Genomic DNA, 16316 nt, shown 5'->3' on the forward strand with positions numbered 1-16316 from the left:
TGGTAAGACACTTGCGCACCATGACGGCAGCCGGGTGGCGCAACTGGTCGGGAACGCGTACCGCCCATCCGGTGCGCACCGAACGGCCGGGCAGCACCGAGGAGGTGGCGGACTCCGTCGCACGCGCCGTGCGGGACGGGCTGCGGGTCAAGGCGGTCGGCAGCGGCCATTCGTTCACCGGCGCCGCCGTGACCGACGGCGTGCACCTGCGGATGGACGCGCTGGACCGCACCGTCCGTGTCGACGCCCGCTCCGGCCTGGTGACGGTCGAGGCGGGCATGCCGCTGCACCGGCTGAACCGGGTGCTGGCCGCGCACGGGCTGGCCATGACGAATCTCGGCGACATCGACCGGCAGACCGTCTCGGGCGCGATCTCCACCGGCACCCACGGCACCGGCGCCCGCTCCGGCAGCCTGGCCGCGCAGGTCGTGGATCTTGAGCTGGTCCTGGCGGACGGCTCGGCCGTGCGCTGTTCCGCGCGGGAGCGGCCCGAGCTGTTCCGGGCCGCCCGCATCGGTCTTGGCGCGCTCGGGGTCCTCACCCGCGTCACCCTCGCCTGCGAGCCCGCCTTCGCGCTGCGCGCCGTCGAGGTGCCGATGCGGCTCGGCCGCGTCCTCGGCGGCCTGGCCGAACTGACCGCGGCGAACGAGCACTTCGAGTTCTACTGGTTCCCCCACACGGACCGGACGCTGACCAAGCGCAACAACCGGCTGCCGCCCGGCGCGCCGGTGCGGCCCCTGGGCCGGGGGCGTGCCTGGTTCGATGACACGTTTCTCTCCAACACCCTCTTCGAGGGCGTCAACCGCCTCGGGACGGCCGTGCCGCGCGCGATACCCCGCCTGAACGCCGTCGCCGCCCGGGCCCTCGCGCCCCGGGTCTACAGCGACGCCTCGTACCGCGTCTTCACCTCCCCGCGCCGCGTCGTCTTCCGCGAGCTGGAGTACGCCGTGCCCCGGGAGGCCCTGGCCGGGGTCCTGACGGCCGTGCGCCGCTGGGTCGACCGTTCCGGCGAGCACATCGCCTTTCCCGCCGAGGTGCGCTTCGCCCCCGCGGACGACCTCTGGCTGTCCACGGCGTACGGCCGGGACACCGCCTACATCGCGGTCCACCAGTACCACCGGCTGCCCCACGAACGGTACTTCCGCGCGGTCGCGGCCATCGCCGACGCCGTCGGCGGACGACCGCACTGGGGGAAGCTGCACTGGCTGACGGCCGCAGAACTGGCCGGCAGATACCCGCGCTTCGAGGACTTCCGCCGGGTGCGCGCCGCCTCGGACCCGGACGGCACCTTCGCCAACTCCTACCTCGACCGGGTGCTCGGCACCCCCTGAGTCCGAAGTGCCCCGCGGCACGGACTTCTTCCCGCGAGGCCGCCGTCTCCTGGCTGCCCGGGCGCAGTGAAAGGCTGGCCCCGGGGGGACCGCCGCGCGCGGCAGCACGGCGCACACCCACCACACCGCACTTCCGGCACTTCCCACACTCCCGACGAGAGGAAGCCGTGACCCAGAGCACGACCGCAGACTGGTGGCGCGAATCGGTCGTCTACCAGATCTACGTCCCCAGCTTCGCCGACGCCGACGGCGACGGCATCGGCGACCTGCGGGGCATCGCCGACCGCCTCGACCACCTGGCGGACCTGGGGGTGGACGCCGTGTGGCTCACCCCGTTCTACCCCTCGCCGTGGGCCGACGCGGGGTACGACGTCGCCGACCCCCGGGACGTCGACCCGCGGCACGGAACGCTCCGCGACTTCGAGGACCTGCTCGCACGGGCCCACGGCCTCGGGCTGAAGGTCATCATCGACATCGTCCCCAACCACTTCTCCGACCGGCACCCCTGGTTCGCCGAGGCGCTGGCCGCGGGGCCGGGCTCCGACGCCCGCGCCCGGTTCGTCTTCCGCGACGGGCGCGGCCCCGACGGCAGCCTGCCGCCCGCGGACTGGCAGTCGAAGTTCGGCGGCAGCGCGTGGACCCGCGTGCCCGACGGGCAGTGGTACATGCACATCTTCGCCGCCGAACAGCCCGATCTGAACTGGGACCACCCGGAGGTCGCCGCGGACTTCGAGAAGACCCTGCGGTTCTGGCTCGACCTGGGCGTGGACGGCTTCCGCGTCGATGTGGCGCACGGGCTCTGCAAAGACCTGACGCCGCCGCTGCGCGACACCTCAGGCCGCGACACCGCCCCGCTGAACGCCCCGCCGGAGGGCGAGGACCACCCGTTCTGGGACCGGAACGAGGTGCACGAGATCTACCGCGCCTGGCGGAAGGTCATCGACGGATACGAGCCGCAGCGGATCGCCGTGGCGGAGGCCGGGGTGAGCGCCCACCGGCTGCCGCTGTACACGCGGCCCGACGAGCTGCACCAGGCGTTCAACTTCTTCTACCTGCGCTGCCCCTGGGGCGGCCCCGCCTTCCGCGAGGTCATCGACACCTCGCTGGCCGCCGCGCGTTCGGTCGGGGCCCTGCCGACGTGGGTGCTGTCCAACCACGACGTGGTCCGGCACGTCAGCCGCTACGCGCTGCCGCCCGGCACGGACTACGCCGCCTGGCTCGCCACCGGCGGGCGCTCCCCGGCCCCAGAGCCGGCCACCGGGGAGCGCCGGGCCCGGGCCGCGGCGCTGCTGACGCTGGCGCTGCCCGGCACCAGCTACCTGTACCAGGGCGAGGAGCTCGGCTTGCCGGAGGTCGCCGACCTGCCCCCCGGCGCGCTGCGCGACCCCATGTGGGAAAGGACCGGGCACGCGGTCAAGGGCCGGGACGGGAGCCGCGTCCCCCTGCCGTGGACGCGGTCGGGGCCGACGTTCGGCTTCGGCGCGGGCGGGACCGGCTGGCTGCCGCAGCCCGCGGGCTGGGGGGAGCGGTCGGTGGAGGCGCAGCGGGGGCGGCCCGGCTCCTTCCTTGAGCTGTACCGCACGGCGCTGCGGCTGCGCCGCACGCGGCGCGGCGCGGCCTCGTTCGACTGGCTGCCGACGCGGGAGGGGGAGCTGGCGTTCCGCCGCGACGGCCTGGTGTGCCGGGTGAACTTCTCGCCCGCGCCGCTGCCGCTGCCGGCCGGCGAACGGCTCCTGCTCGCCAGCGGGCCGCTCGACGACGGCGCCCTGCCCGAGGACACCGCCGTCTGGCTGACTCCCGAGGCGGCCGGGTAGCCGCGCCGCGGGGCGGGCGCCCGGTACCCGCCCGGTACCGCCCCGCGGCTGCCGCCCGTCCGGATGCGATCAGCGGGCGGCGGCCCGACCATGGGAGGCGCAGGACGAGCCACCCGTACGGACAGGTCGATGCCATGAGTGACGTGATCGAGGACGCCGGCAGCGGCACCGGGGCCGTCCGGCGGGCGCTCGCCACCACCGGCGCCCACCTGATGCCGCCCGCGGCGGTGTCCGCGGCTCTCGGCGCGGGGCCCGCGGACTGGGACCGTTTCGCCGCCCACTGGGAGGAACTGGGGCGGGACCGGTACGCCGCCGAGGGCGGCACCTGCCGGCTGCGCCGCTACGGCGACTTCACCCTGACCGGCGACGGCGAGCTGTCGGCGGAGCCGCATGTGGCGTTCGTGCAGCCGAAGGACACCAACCCCCTGTTCGTCGAACGGGACCGGCACTTCGAGCCGCTGACCGACGCCTTCGTGGCCGACCCGCTGCTGCGTTCCCTGCTGGCGCTGCTGTCCGACGTGGCCGCCGGACTCGCCGACACGGCGGAGTGGCGGGTGAAGGTCCACCCGTTCCGCGTCGTCGCCGCGGCCGGCAGCGAGGGGCGGCCGACGCCGGAGGGCCGGCACCAGGACGGGGTCACGCTGGTGTCCTCGCTGCTCATCGGCCGGGAGAACGCGACCGGCGGCCGAAGCGCGGTGTTCGACGAGGACGGCGGGGAGCTGCTGACCACGACGCTCGCCGAACGGGGGGCCCTGCTGCTCGGGGACGACCGGCGCACCTGGCACGCCGTGTCCCCGATCCGCCCGGCCGATGCCACCGCGTCCGCGCGGCGCGACGTTCTGGTGGTGACCCTCACGGCGACCGGGCAGGCCCCGCCGGCCGGCTGAGCGCGCCGCCGCGCGCGGTCAGCGGCGCGAGCGCAGCCGCAGGCGCAGGTCCTGCGGGCTCAGCACGCCTCTGATCACCGGCTGGACCTCGGCGCCCGGCAGCGGCTGAGTCGTCCAGCGGGAGGTGATGGCCGCCAGGGCCAGGACGACGTGGGTGAACGCGAACCGTTCGGCGATGCACTTGCGGGCGCCGCCGCCGAAGGGGATGTAGGCGGACCGCCCGGGGGGCGAGTCCTGCCACCGGTCCGGGTCGAAGCGCTCGGGGTCCGCGTACAGTTCCGGCCTGCGGTGGATGATGTAGGGGCTCCAGGCCACGGTCGTGCCCTCGGGCAGCCCGACGCCGCCGAGGACGGTGTCCGCGGTGACGCGGCGGGTGGTCAGCCAGCCGGGGGGATACAGGCGCAGCGTTTCGTTGACCACGCGGCTGGTCAGGTCCAGGTGCGGCACGTGCGCCGCGGAGACCGGCCCGCCCGCGAGCACGGCGTCGGCCTCGGCCCGCAGGCGCTCGGCGATCCCGGGGTGGCGCGTGAGCAGGTGCAGGGCCCACGCGAGGGTGCTGGCGGTGGTGTCGGTGCCGGCGGAGAGGAACGTCACGACCTGCTCGGCCAGTTCCGCGTCGGACAGGGCGTGGCCCTCCGCCGCGCTGTCCGGGTCCTGCGCGCCCAGCAGGGAGGCCAGCAGGTCGCCGTGGTCGGCGTCCTCGGCACGGCGGTCGGCGATGATGCCGCGGACGGTGCTCCGCAGGTGGCGGCGCGCCCGCGCGTAGCGCCGGTTGCCCGGGGTCGGCAGCCGGGTCAGGGCGGCCGGGGTCAGCATGCGCCGGAAGACCGCGGCGGTGAGGAGGCGGAAGTCGTCCGCGATGGACGCGGCCGTCGGCGGCCCGAGCCGCGTGGAGAACATCGTCTCGACCGCGATGCGCAGCACCACGGACGTGATCTCGTGCACCACCTCGATCTCCTCGCCGTCCCGCCAGGTCTCGACCTCGGCGTCCCACCGGGCGGCCATGGCCTCCGCGTGGCCGGGACTCCGGTCGCGGTGGAAGGCCGTCTGGCACAGCCGGCGCTGGCGCCGGTGCGCGCTGTGCGGGCAGGTGGCGAGACCGTCGCCCGTCACCTCGCGGGCCCGGTGGATGAACGGCCCGCCCTTGTCGAACGTGCGGTCGTCGACGAGCACCTGGCGGGTCAGCTCGGGGTCGCACACCACCACGACGGCGAGCGGCCCCAGGCGCATCCGCACGAGGTCGCCCAGGGCGGGCAGGGAGGAGACGAAGCCCAGCGGGTCCCTGAACAGCCGCAGGGAATGGCCGAGGAACGGAATCGGCCTGCCCGCCTGCGGAATCGTCACTTCGGCGCTCATGTGCTCAACTTTCTTTCTTCGAACTGCGGTGGCCGTGTGCCGGGGTGAACGAACCGCCCCGGACCCGGCCGGGGCGTGCCATCACCCGCCCCGGGGGGCACCAGGTGCACCCTGTCCCCCCGCCGCCCCGGCCAATCAGCCCGCGCCCGGCCTGCGCGAAGCACGCGCGGGAGCGCGCAAAAAGAGGAGCGCGCCGTACCCAGGTACCGGGCGGTCGGCCGAACATTTCCGCGGGCCGGTGTTCCCCGCCCCGTGCGGGCTAGGGCGGTGCCGAACGGGCAGACAGAGCGCCGTGACCTCTCCGGATAGGCCCGCCGGCCGGGAAACGCCGCCGCTGAAAAAGGCGCTGACCACACCGCTGCTCTTTCTGTTCATTCTTGGCGATGTGCTGGGCGCCGGAGTGTACGTGCTGGTGGGGGAGGTGGCCGCGGAGTCGGGCGGTGCCGTGTGGGTGCCGATGCTGGTGGCCCTGGCGCTCGCGCTGCTGACGGCCGCCTCCTATGCCGAACTCGCCACGAAATACCCGTCGGCCGGCGGCGCCGCGCATTACACCGGCCGCGCGTTCGGCCCCTTCGCGGGTTTCTTCACCGGTTTCTGCATGCTTTCCGCGGGCCTGGTCGCCGTTGCCGGGCTGGCCCGCGCCTTCGGCGGGGACTATCTGGCGGCCTTCGTGACCCTGCCCGCCACCGGCGTGGCCGTGGTGTTCCTGGGCGCGCTGGCGCTGCTGAACCTGCGGGGCATCTCCGAGTCCGTGCGCGCCAACGCCGTGGCCACCGTGGTCGAGGCGGGCGGCCTGCTGCTGATCGTCGGCCTCGGGGCGTGGATCGCGCTGCGCGGCGACGGGCACTACGCGGATCTGACGCGCCTGGGCACGGAGGGGAACGGGGCGGCGGCGGCCGTGCTCGGCGGCGCGGTGGTCGCCTACTACTCGTTCGTGGGCTTCGAGGGCTCGGCCAACCTCGCCGAGGAGACGCACGATCCGCGGCGTTCCTATCCGCGGGCGCTGTTCGCCGCGCTGGGCACGGCGGGCGTGATGTACGTGCTCGTGGGCCTCGCGGCCGGGATCGCCCTGCCCACGGCCGAACTGGCCGGGTCGAGCGGCCCGCTGCTCGAAGTCGTCGACGCGGCGGGCGGCGTCCCGCACCGGCTGTTCAGCGCGATCGCCCTGGTGGCCGTGGCCAACGGGGCGCTGCTGACCGGCATCATGGCCTCGCGGCTGGCCTACGGCATGGCCCGCGACGGGCTGCTGCCCGCGGGCCTCGCCCGGGTGCTGCCGCGCCGGCGCACGCCGTGGGCGGCCATCGCGGTCACCACCGTCCTGTCGATGCTGCTCGCGCTCACGGGCGATGTCACGACCCTGAGTTCCACGCTGGTCCTGCTGCTGCTCGTCGTCTTCACGGGCGTCAACTCCGCGGTGCTCGCGCTGCGCAAGGACCGGGTCACCGCGGATCACTTCCGGGTGCCGCGCGTGGTGCCCGCGCTCGGCGTGGTCTCGTGCGTGGTCCTGGCCACCCAGGTCGAGGCCGACGTGTGGCTGCGCGGACTGCTGGTGATCGGCGCCGGAGCGCTCCTCGGCGGCCTCGCGGCACGCCGCCGCGGAGCGCTCCGGGGCACCGGGAAGGCGGGGCACGCCGGCGGGAAGGTACCGGGCCCGCGGGACGACGAACCGAACGCGCGACGAGGTACCCCGTCATGACGGCACGCCGGTTCGCCCCGCATCGGCATGACCGCGGCGGCCATGGGTACGCGGAAGCGCCAGAGAAGGAACGTGGGTGAAAGGGAGATGACCAAGACCGAGCAAGAACCGGCCCGGAGCCTCGACGAGGAGTCGACCGGGGCACTGATCTCCAGGACGTCCCGGCAGCTCTCGCAGCTGATGCGCGAGGAGATGCAACTCGCGCAGGCCGAAATGATCGCGAAGGGCAGGCGGTTCGGGAAGGGCGGCGGCCTGTACGGCGGTGCGGCCGTGGTGGCGGTCGTCGCGTTCCAGGCCCTGGCGGCCACCGCGATCGCCGCGCTGGCGCTGGCACTTCCCGTGTGGGCCGCCGCGCTGATCGTCGCCGCCGCGCTCGCGGCGTGCGCCGCGGTGCTGGCCGCCCTGGGCAGGAGGCAGCTGCACGGGGCCGCGCCGCCCAGGCCGGAACAGGCAATCGACAGCGTGCAGGCCGACGTGGCCGAGATCAGGGAAAGGGCACACCGATGACGAGCAACGCCAAGGTCACCGAAGAACTGCGGGCCCAGGTGGACGGGACCCGCGAACAGCTGGGCAGGACCGTGGCCGCACTGGCCTCGAAGGCCCACGTCAAGGACCGCGTCGCGGGCAAGGCGGCCACCCTGAAGGGGCAGGCCACCTCGCTCAGGGGGCAGGTGCAGGGCAAGGCGGTCGCACCGGCCCGCAGGCAGGCAGGCCGGGCCACTCATCTGGTCCGCAGCTCCCCCGTGCCGGTCGCCGCGGTGACGGTGGCCGTCGCGACCGCGGCGTTCCTCGTGATGCGGCGCCGCAGCCGGAGGAACCGGTGAACGCGACCAAGGCCGCCTACCGGCCCGTCGGGCTGATCAGCGGCACGCTCGGCGGGCTGGTGGCCGGGGCCGTCTTCAAGCAGGGGTGGAAGAGCCTGCGGCACGAGGAGCACACCTGGGGCGCCACCGACCGCGACCGTTCCTGGCCCGAGATCTGGCTGGCCGCCGCGGCCCAGGGCGCGGTCTTCGCCGTGGTCAAGGCCACCGTGGACCGCGCCGGTGCCAAGGCGGTGCACCGGGCGACCGGCACCTGGCCCGGCTGATGGCGGCAGGCGGGCGACCGCGGCGGGCGAGCGGCCCGCCGTCCGCCCGGCGCCGCGGCGCTCACTGCGCCGTCCACTTGGTGACCCACTCCTCGTTGACCCCCGCGATGGCCGCCTCGCAGCGCCGCACGAACGCGTCCTCGGCCTCCGGGCCGCGCGCCGCCGGCCCGGCGGACCACTCGTCGAGCAGGCGGCGCAGCGCATCGGCGGCCCGCACGAACACCACTTGCTGCGACTGGTACTTGGCCGCGAGGGAATGCGCCGAGAGGGTGGCCGCCACGGTCGCCGTGACGGCGACCCAGGCCGCCGCCTGCTCCGCGCCGAAGGCGCCCGCCAGCGCACCGAGTGCCGCGCCCGCGATGCCGAGCGTCAGCTCGGCCCGCCGCACCAGGACCAGCCTGCGCCGCATCAACTCGGCCCTGGGCCGGTGGTAGCCGTCGATCTGCCGCAGCAGCCGGTGCTCCAGATAGGAGCCGACATCGGTGACGGGCGGCGGAACGCGCGGCACCGGCCGCAGGCCCAGCGTCTCCGGCAGCAGTTCCGACGCCTCGGCCCGCAGCTCCTCGACCCGGCGGCGCAGCGCCTCCGTGGCGCCCGCGCCCCGGTAGGGCGAGACGCCCGCGAGGAACGTGTACCCCTCGTTCTTCATCGCCTCGCTCACCGAGCGCAGCCGCGTCCACCGCTCGATCGCCGCGGGCCCGGCCCGCCCGGCCAGCAGCGGGGTGACACCGGCAGCCAGCGCGGCGCCGAAGGCCAGGGCGCCACCCAGGAGTTGGCTCCATCCCATGAGCTGCGCGGCGGCGGTGCCGAACACCGCGGCGGCGATCCCGAGGGCCAGCGCGCCGGAACGCGCCCGGTCGATGCCCCGCTTGAGCCGGTCCGCCGCCTGTGACCACACGCTCTGCTCGTCCCACACGGCCTGCGCGGCCGTGTCGCCCCCAGGATTCGTCACCCCCGGATTGTCGCGGACGCCGGTAGGGGGGCGCAAAGCGCCGATAGAATGCGTCACTTGGCGTTTCGCCGGCTCACAGGGAGGGGTGCGCCGTGGCCGCGCAGGAGGGCACGAGCGGGGTGGAGGGCACGAGCGGGCGCGCCGTCGTCGTCCGCGCGGGCGAATCCGACTCGACGGGATTCCTGCTGGCACCGCGGCTCGTGCTGACCGGCTACCTGCCGCGGGCGGGCACCATCCGGCTGACCCTGCCGGGGCACGCCGAGAACGTTCCGGCCGAGGCCGTCTGGTCGCAGGCCGACGAGGGGCACGACGCGGCCCTGCTGCGGGCCGAACGGCCCCTGCTGTCGGACGAGGAGTTCGCCGCCCGCGGCCCGCTGATTCTGGCGCCGGTGCGCTCGGCCGCGGCCAGCGACATGCGCGTCGAGCACTACGGCGGTGAACCGGGCGGCGAGCCGCGCCTGTTCGGCGACGCCTGCGAGTTCGTCCCGCACTCCCCCGGGGCCGACCACCTCTCGCTGCGCGTGCGCCGCTGGCTCGGCCTCGCGGGCATCATCGGCGCGCCGGTGCTGATGGGTGCCGCGCTGGTCGCCCTGGTCGGGCGGCACCGTTCGGCGCAGGGTCACATCGTCACGGCCGCCGCGACGCTGCTGCGGGACGCGGGCTTCGTCCGGCAACTGGCCGAGCACGGGGTGCCGGTGACGGACCCGGCCCTGCGCACCGCGTTCGAGCAGCGCTGGCGCGACGGCGTCGTCGCGCGGTACGGGGACCTGACGGTGAACGGGTCGGCCGGCGGCGCCCACGCCGTGCCGCTCGACGCCGTCTGGCTGCCGCCCGAGGTCCTCGGGCGGCGGAGAGCGGCCGTCGAGGGGATCGAGCAGGTGCTCGCGACCCGGCACCGGGTGCTGCTGTGGGGCCCGGCCGGATCGGGCAAGACGGCGGTCGTGCAGCGCCTCGCGGTGGCCGCCGCCCGGCGACAGGGCCCGTTCGCCGACAGCGTGCCGTTCGTCCTGCCGCTGCGGGCGCTGATGCGCTCCGGCCGCCCCCTGCCGCCGCCCGAGGACTTCCCGCGGGCCGCCGAATTCGGGGAGGCGCCGGCGGGCTGGGCGTCCGAGGTGTTCGCCGCGGGGCGGGCGCTGGTGCTGGTCGACGGCGTGGACGAGGCGCCGCCCCGGCAGCGGGACCGGGTCGGCGCGTGGCTCCAGGACCTGCTGGCCGCCTTCCGCGGGAACCGCTGGCTGGTCACCTCGCGGCCCGACCCGGCGTTGTCGTCCTGGGCCGGCCGCTACGGCGTTTTCGCCGAACGGTCCCTCGGACCGCTGTCCGCCGCCGCCATGGGGGACCTCGTCCGCCGGTGGCACCGGGCCGCGGGGGCCGACGAGGACACGGCCGAGGCACTGCTGGCCACGCTGCGCCTGCGCGGCGATCTGACGCGCCTGGCGACGAACCCACTCATGTGCACGCTGCTGTGCGCGCTGCACCTGGAGCGGGGCCGCCTGCTCCGCGGCCGGGCGGCGCTCCTGGACGCGGTGCTCGGCCTGCTGCGCCGCCGGGACACCGAACGCGGCCTGACCGAGAACTCGGCTCCGGCGTACGAGGCGCAGACCGAGGTGTTGCAGCGCCTGGCCTACTGGCTGGTGCGCAACGGCTCGTCCGAGATGCCCTGGGAAAGCGCCGTGCGCTCGGTCGAAACGGCGCAGAGCCGGTGGTCCGGCATGCCGCCCGCGGAGGAGTTCCTGCGTCTCCTCATCGTCCGCAGCGGGGTGGTGCACCGGACGGCCTCGGGGAACGTCGCCTTCCTCGACCGCGCGTTCCTCGACCACTTCGCCGGCCGCGCCGCGGTGCTGGAGAACGACCTGCCGATGCTCGTGGCGCGGGTCGAGGAGGAGGCGCCGTGGGAGGACGTGTTCCGTTCCGCGGTCGCGTTCGCCCGGCCGCGCGAACGTTCCCTGCTGCTGGCGGGCCTGGTCGAGCGCGGCGGCCGGGCCGGGGACACCGCCCGCGGCGTGCGGCTGCGGCTGCTCGCCCTGTCCTGCCTCGCGGAGGCGCCCGAACTCGACCCGGAGGTGCGCACGGACATCCTGCGACACTCCGCCGGGCTGGTCCCGCCCGCGAACGAGGAGGGCGTCGCCCTGCTGGCCGCCGCCGGGCCGCTGGTACTCGAACTGCTGCCCGCGCCCGAGGACGTGGACGGGCCGACGGCCCTGCTGATCCGCGACCTGGCCGCGCGGATCGGCGGGCCCGCGGGAGCCGCCCTCGCGGAGCGGTTCGCGGAGCGGGCGCGGCGCGCCTCGGCGGGCAGCGGCCCCTGGCTGCCCGACCGGCCGCTGCCCCCCGGCTGGCTGCCCGACCGGCCTGCCGCCGATCCGGCGAGCGCCGCCCCGCCGGACCAACCCTTCGCGCCGGACCCCGAGGTGCTCGTGCTGTCCGCGGGGCAGCCCTGGACCGGACTCGGCGCAGCGGCGCGGGTGCACACCGTCGTCTCGTTCGGCGACCGGGCCAGGTTCGGCGCGCTCGCCGGGCTGCCGGACCTGCGCTCCCTCGCGCTGATCGGCAACGGCGTCGCGCAGGAGGCACTGCGCCGGCTGCCCGGCCTGCCGCGGCTGCGGTCGCTCGTGCTGGACCGGTGCCGCCTGACGGACCTGTCCGTCCTGGCGGCCACGGGCGTGATGTTCCTCGAACTGCGGCCCACCCCGCCGTTGAATGTGCTGAGTGGGCTGGCCGGGGCCGACTGGCTGCGCGTGCTGTATCTTCCCGACGCGAAGAACCCGTTCGAGGTGCCCGATGCCCGGGCCGCGTTGCCGACCGTACTCGTCCTGCACCGCCCCGGCGGGCTGGTCGACGAGACCCACCCTCAGGAACCTGCGGAGGTGCGCCCGTGAGGCCGGACGAGTCGGGCGGGGGGCAGCCGGGGGACGACATGCTGCGCTACGCCAAGGAGTTCGACCCGGTCCGGGACACCGGCCGGGCCACCACCGCGAGCGACGCGGACGACGGCTACGCCGAGGACGACGAGGTCTACGTCTTCGACGACGAACGGCTCGTGCTCGCCGTCAACGTCGCGCTGAAGACCGGCCGTCCGCTGCTCCTCTACGGGCCTCCCGGCTCGGGCAAGTCCTCGCTCGCGCCGAACGTGGCGCGCATCCTGGGCTGGCGGCACCGCTCGTTCGTGGTGACGGCCCGCACCGAGCCGGAGGACCTGATGTGGCGCTTCGACGCGCTGCGGCGGCTGAACGACGCGCAGGCCAACGCGCTGTCGGAGGACATGGCGGTCTACTACCCGAAGGGCCCGCTGTGGCTGGCCTTCGAGGAGGCCCGCGCCTCGCGGTCCGTCGTCCTCATCGACGAGATCGACAAGGCGGACCCCGACCTGCCCAACAGCCTGCTGGAGCCGCTGGGTTCGCTGTCGTTCCCGGTGCCGTGGGACAGCGGGCGGCGGGTGACGGTCACCCCCGCGCAGGCCCCCCTGGTCGTCATCACCACCAACGACGAACGCGAGCTGCCCCGCCCGTTCCTGCGCCGCTGCATCGTGTTCGAGCTGAGCGCGCCCTCGGAGGAACACCTGCTGCGCGTGGCGCGCAAACACCTCGGGGCGCGGTACGACGAGACGCTCGCCCGGCAGGTCGCCGGGGCCCTGCTCAACTTCAGGGACCGGCTCGACGACGGGGCGGCGGGGCCGAGCACCGCCGAATTCCTCGACGCGCTCAAGGCCGGGCAGCAGCTCGGGGTGGTCCCCGGCACGCCGGAGTGGCAGGTGCTCGAAGCCGTGGCGCTGCGCAAACGGCGTGACGCGTGGGACCACCGGGCATGAGCGGGCGCGGCGAGATCTTCCTCGGCGACCTGGTCAGGGCGCTGGCCGCGCTGCGGCCCGCCGACCGGGCCACCGCGGGCGCCGTTTGCGAACTGCTGGGGCTCGCGGGCCCTCCCGCGCCGCGCGGGGCGCGCGACGTTCCGCGCAGCGCCGCGGCGCACCCGCGGGCCGTGCCGGGCACGGGCACGGGCGCGGGCGCACGCGGGGCGGGCGACCGGCCGACGGGCCCGGCCGGCGGGGACGCGGGGGCGGCGCGGCGGACGGCCTCGCCCGCCGACGCGGACCGGCCGACGCCGCCCGTTCCTGCCGCGGCCCCGGCGTTCTCGCTGACCGTCACGGAACGTGGCGGCCCCGGGCCGGCCGGGCGGCCGTCGCTGCCCGAGCCGCTGTCCGCCGCGGGGCAGCTCTCCGCGCTGTCCTACGAGCCGCCGTGGACGCCCGGCTGGGCGCGCGGCGTCATGTTCGCCGTGGTCTCCACGCCGGTGGAGAGCACGCGCGTCGACCAGCGGGTCCTGATGCGGAAGGTGTCGCGCCACCAGGCGGTGCGTTCCGTGCCGCGCCTGCGGCGGCCGAGCACCAGGCAGGGTGTGCAGCTGCTCATCGACCACGGCCCCGGCATGGCCCCGTTCACCGAGGACAGGGACTGGCTGCGGTCCCTGGTCGGCGGCGTCGCGGGGCGGGAGCGCGTGGAGACGCTGCGGTTCCGCGGCTCCCCGGCGCGGGGCGTGGTCGGCACGGACCCGCTCGCCCCGCAGCCGCACCGGCCGCCGACGCCCGGCACGCCGGTGGTCCTGGTGTCCGATCTCGGCCTGCTGCGCCCGCCGTTCGCCGGTGCCGCGGTGGCGGCCGCGGCCGAGTGGACGCGGTTCGTGGACTCGGTGCGGCACGCCGGGTGCCCGGTCGTGTGCCTCACCCCCTACCCCGCGGAGCGCCACCCGGCGCCGCTGCGGCAGCGGGTGACGCTGATCCCGTTCGACCGCGGCCTGTCGGTCACGGTGGCGAGGCGGGCGCGGAAGGCCGGGCCGTGAGCACCGCGGGCCCCGCGCGGGAGGCCACGCCCGAGACCGGCCCCGGCGACTCCGGCGCCTTCGGCGACTTCGGCGACTATCTGGCCCGGCTCGCGCGGGAGCGGCCCGACCTGGTGACGCTCGCGGAGTCGCTGTCGCTCGCGGCCACCGTGGACCGGCCCCTGCTGCGGCGCGCGCGGCTGCGCTTCGTGCCGCGCTCGACGGCGGGCCTGGAGGCGGAGCTGTGGTTCTCGCCGCTGGTGGAGGCGGTCGGCGACAGGGCGCTGCTGTTCTCGCCCGAGGCCGCGGCGGCGCTGCGCGCCCGGCTGGCGGAGCGGCCCGCGGCGCACCGGCTGGCGGTGCGCACACTGATCGACGAGGCCCACGCGAGGGCCCCCGGCATCGTGCGGGTGTGCGAGGACCTGCTGTGGGCGGACGTGGCGCCCGCCGCCGTCGCGGAAACGCACCTGTCGCGGCAGGTGGGGCGGCTGCTCGCCGCGGTCGCGGACGAGGGCGAAAGCGGCGACGACATGGGGCGCTGGGCGCTGTACTACCTGAACCGGCTGCCGCCGGGCGTCCGTTCCCGCCGCGACGTGTGGCAGGTCCAGGTGGCCTCGGCCGAACGGCTGGGAACGGAGCCGCCGGAGAACCCGCACGGCCACCCGCCCGCGGTCGCCTCCGCGGCCCGCGCCCTGGTGCACCGCGAGGTCGCCCTCGGCGTGCGGCTGCTGTCCGACGGCCTCGTCCTCAGCCGCCCGCCGCGGCCGGGCGACCGGGTCGTGCGCGTGACGGGCGGACCGCGGACGCGCCTCGACGTGCGGCACCTGCTGAGCCATGTGGACGAGCCGCGGCGGATCGAGCTGCGCGAGGGGGACACCGCGCACCTGCCGTTCACCGTCGTCCAGATCTTCGACCGGGAGGGGAACGCCGTGCTGCACGTGGCGCACCCCGGGGCGACGGGCGAGGTGGCCGTGGCGCGCGAGCCCGGCGGCCGGGCCCGGGTCGCGGTGCTGCTGCCCGACGGGGCCATCGCGCTGCACGACGACTCCGGGGCGGAGACGGACCGCATCCCGCCGGGGAGCGGGCGGCGGCAGCCGGCCCTGTCGGACGAGGGGCAGATCCTCACCTGGCGGGAGAACGGGCGGCCGGTGGTGTGGGACCTGCCGACGATGCGGGAGCTTGGCGGGCGCGCCATGCTCTCGGACGCTCTGCTGCTGCGCCCGGTGTCCGGGGCCGGGGACCCGGAGCTGTGGCGGCTGCTGCCCTTCCACGTCACGCACCACGCGGACGCGGGCCGGGGCACGTGGGTGGCGGCGGGGACCGGCGGTCCCGTGGAGATCCGGGCCGAGGACGGTTCCGCGTTCCTGCTGGCACCCGAGGCGTTCACCCCCGAGGAGACGCCGGGGCTGCCGCCGTGGAGCCGCGGCTGTGTCCTCGCCGAGGTGCCGTGGGGCGCGGCGGACGTCGCCGGGCTGCCCGCCCGGCTGCCCGCCCTGGCCACCGCGGGCCTTGACGGCATCGTGCTCACCGATGCGTGGCCCGGGGCGGACGGGGCGCTGCTCGAACTGCTTCCGCACGCGCGCGCCATGGGGCTGCGCCTGCTGGTCGATGTGGTGGGTGGTTCCGCGCACCCGGCCGACCTGCTCGACCACGTGCGGCGGCTGCTCGACCGCGGGGCCGACGGAGTGCGCCTGTCCGGTGGCGGCGGACGCCTGCCGCCGCCGGCGGATCTCGGGCACCTGCTGGCCGCCTACCAGGACCGGGCGCTGATGGTGCGCCTGCCGACGTGGCCGCGTTCCGCCCGCAGGCAGACGGCGGCGACGGTGTCGGGCGCCGAGGAGTACGTCGCGTCGGTCATCCTGCACCTCGCCCCCGACTCCCAGCTCAGCCTCCCCCTGCCGCAGCCCCCGGACGCCGGGGTCACGGGCCGGGCGGCCAAGCGGGCCGCCGCGTTCGCCCTGTCGCTGCCCGGTTCACCGGCGCTGCCGCTGCCGCTCGCGACGGCCGGCGCGCTTTGGCCGCTGCTGCGCCAGCGGCGCAACCAGCTGGCGCTCTCCCGCGGGGACTGCGAGGTGATCCGCGCGGACGACAGCGTCCTCGGGCTGCTGCGCCGCCACGGGGACGAGCGAGTCCTGTGCCTGGTCAACATGTCCGGTTCGGAAGCCGGCTTCGCCTTCGGGGACGAGCCGCCGGCCGGGCGGCCGGTCGACCTGCTCGGCGAGGGCCGGGACCTGCCGCGCGACCGGCTGCCGGAGCGGGTGGCCGTTCCGGGGCACGGGGTGCGGTGGTTCCGGCTGCTGGCGCCCGCGCCGGACGACTGAGCCGCCGCGCCACCGTCCGCCGCCCGCACCCGACCCGCACCTCCAGGGAGCCGCCCG

At 76.0% G+C, this 16316-nt stretch carries 13 protein-coding genes; 11 read left to right on the forward strand and 2 right to left on the reverse strand.

Going from position 1 to position 16316, the window contains the following annotated elements; translation table 11 throughout:
* The first annotated feature begins 20 nt into the window (after nt 1-20).
* The 3 genes from STBA_RS05650 (at nt 21) to STBA_RS05660 (ending at nt 4032) form a co-directional block, all read left to right on the forward strand.
* Nucleotides 21-1331, forward strand: a complete 1311-nt coding sequence (locus tag STBA_RS05650) for a D-arabinono-1,4-lactone oxidase (protein ID WP_077058189.1) — start codon at nt 21-23, stop codon at nt 1329-1331.
* Nucleotides 1332-1498: 167 nt separating this feature from the next.
* Nucleotides 1499-3145 carry a glycoside hydrolase family 13 protein gene (locus STBA_RS05655; RefSeq protein WP_077058190.1) on the forward strand — a complete coding sequence of 549 codons (1647 nt, stop codon included), beginning with the start codon at nt 1499-1501 and terminating at the stop codon, nt 3143-3145.
* A gap of 134 nt (nt 3146-3279) precedes the next feature.
* Nucleotides 3280-4032, forward strand: coding sequence for a 2OG-Fe dioxygenase family protein (locus tag STBA_RS05660; RefSeq protein ID WP_077058191.1), 753 nt, complete (start codon nt 3280-3282; stop codon nt 4030-4032).
* An 18-nt stretch (nt 4033-4050) separates the two neighbouring features.
* Here the strand turns inward: STBA_RS05660 and STBA_RS05665 are convergent, their stop codons facing one another.
* On the reverse strand, nt 4051-5388 hold the full coding sequence (locus tag STBA_RS05665; protein ID WP_077058192.1) for a cytochrome P450: 1338 nt from the start codon (nt 5386-5388) through the stop codon (nt 4051-4053).
* A gap of 292 nt (nt 5389-5680) precedes the next feature.
* On the opposite strand from STBA_RS05665, the gene STBA_RS05670 reads away from it, so the two are divergent.
* The 4 genes from STBA_RS05670 to STBA_RS05685 all read left to right on the forward strand — a co-directional run bounded on the left by STBA_RS05670 (nt 5681) and on the right by STBA_RS05685 (nt 8171).
* The gene (locus tag STBA_RS05670) at nt 5681-7084 is read left to right on the forward strand and encodes an APC family permease (RefSeq protein ID WP_253194549.1); all 1404 of its coding nucleotides are present in this window, start codon (nt 5681-5683) and stop codon (nt 7082-7084) included.
* Nucleotides 7085-7171: 87 nt separating this feature from the next.
* The gene (locus tag STBA_RS05675; RefSeq protein WP_077058193.1) at nt 7172-7591 is read left to right on the forward strand and encodes a phage holin family protein; all 420 of its coding nucleotides are present in this window, start codon (nt 7172-7174) and stop codon (nt 7589-7591) included.
* Entirely contained in the window at nt 7588-7908 is a 321-nt protein-coding gene (locus tag STBA_RS05680; RefSeq protein WP_077058194.1) for a DUF3618 domain-containing protein, read from the forward strand. The genes STBA_RS05675 and STBA_RS05680 overlap by 4 nt, the downstream gene beginning before the upstream one ends.
* Nucleotides 7905-8171 (forward strand): DUF4235 domain-containing protein, encoded by a 267-nt coding sequence (locus STBA_RS05685; protein WP_077058195.1) that lies wholly within the window; start codon nt 7905-7907, stop codon nt 8169-8171. The genes STBA_RS05680 and STBA_RS05685 overlap by 4 nt, the downstream gene beginning before the upstream one ends.
* Nucleotides 8172-8232: 61 nt before the next feature.
* Here STBA_RS05685 and STBA_RS05690 read toward each other — a convergent pair whose 3' ends face one another.
* The gene (locus STBA_RS05690) at nt 8233-9123 is read right to left on the reverse strand and encodes a DUF4231 domain-containing protein (protein ID WP_077058196.1); all 891 of its coding nucleotides are present in this window, start codon (nt 9121-9123) and stop codon (nt 8233-8235) included.
* A 92-nt stretch (nt 9124-9215) separates the two neighbouring features.
* On the opposite strand from STBA_RS05690, the gene STBA_RS05695 reads away from it, so the two are divergent.
* From STBA_RS05695 to STBA_RS37065, 4 genes are read left to right on the forward strand one after another with little or no spacing between them, the layout of a single operon-like run.
* A complete protein-coding gene (locus STBA_RS05695; protein ID WP_077058197.1) occupies nt 9216-12002 on the forward strand; it encodes an NACHT domain-containing protein in 2787 nt (928 codons plus the stop codon).
* Nucleotides 11999-12931, forward strand: coding sequence for a MoxR family ATPase (locus STBA_RS05700; RefSeq protein WP_253194551.1), 933 nt, complete (start codon nt 11999-12001; stop codon nt 12929-12931). Before STBA_RS05695 ends, STBA_RS05700 begins: the two co-directional genes overlap by 4 nt.
* Nucleotides 12928-13959 carry a hypothetical protein gene (locus tag STBA_RS37615; protein ID WP_077058198.1) on the forward strand — a complete coding sequence of 344 codons (1032 nt, stop codon included), beginning with the start codon at nt 12928-12930 and terminating at the stop codon, nt 13957-13959. The genes STBA_RS05700 and STBA_RS37615 overlap by 4 nt, the downstream gene beginning before the upstream one ends.
* Nucleotides 13956-16259, forward strand: coding sequence for an alpha-glucosidase C-terminal domain-containing protein (locus STBA_RS37065; RefSeq protein WP_077058199.1), 2304 nt, complete (start codon nt 13956-13958; stop codon nt 16257-16259). Before STBA_RS37615 ends, STBA_RS37065 begins: the two co-directional genes overlap by 4 nt.
* Nucleotides 16260-16316: the final 57 nt, after the last annotated feature.

The organism is Streptomyces sp. MP131-18 (genome assembly GCF_001984575.1).
Lineage (GTDB): Bacteria > Actinomycetota > Actinomycetes > Streptomycetales > Streptomycetaceae > Streptomyces > Streptomyces johnsoniae.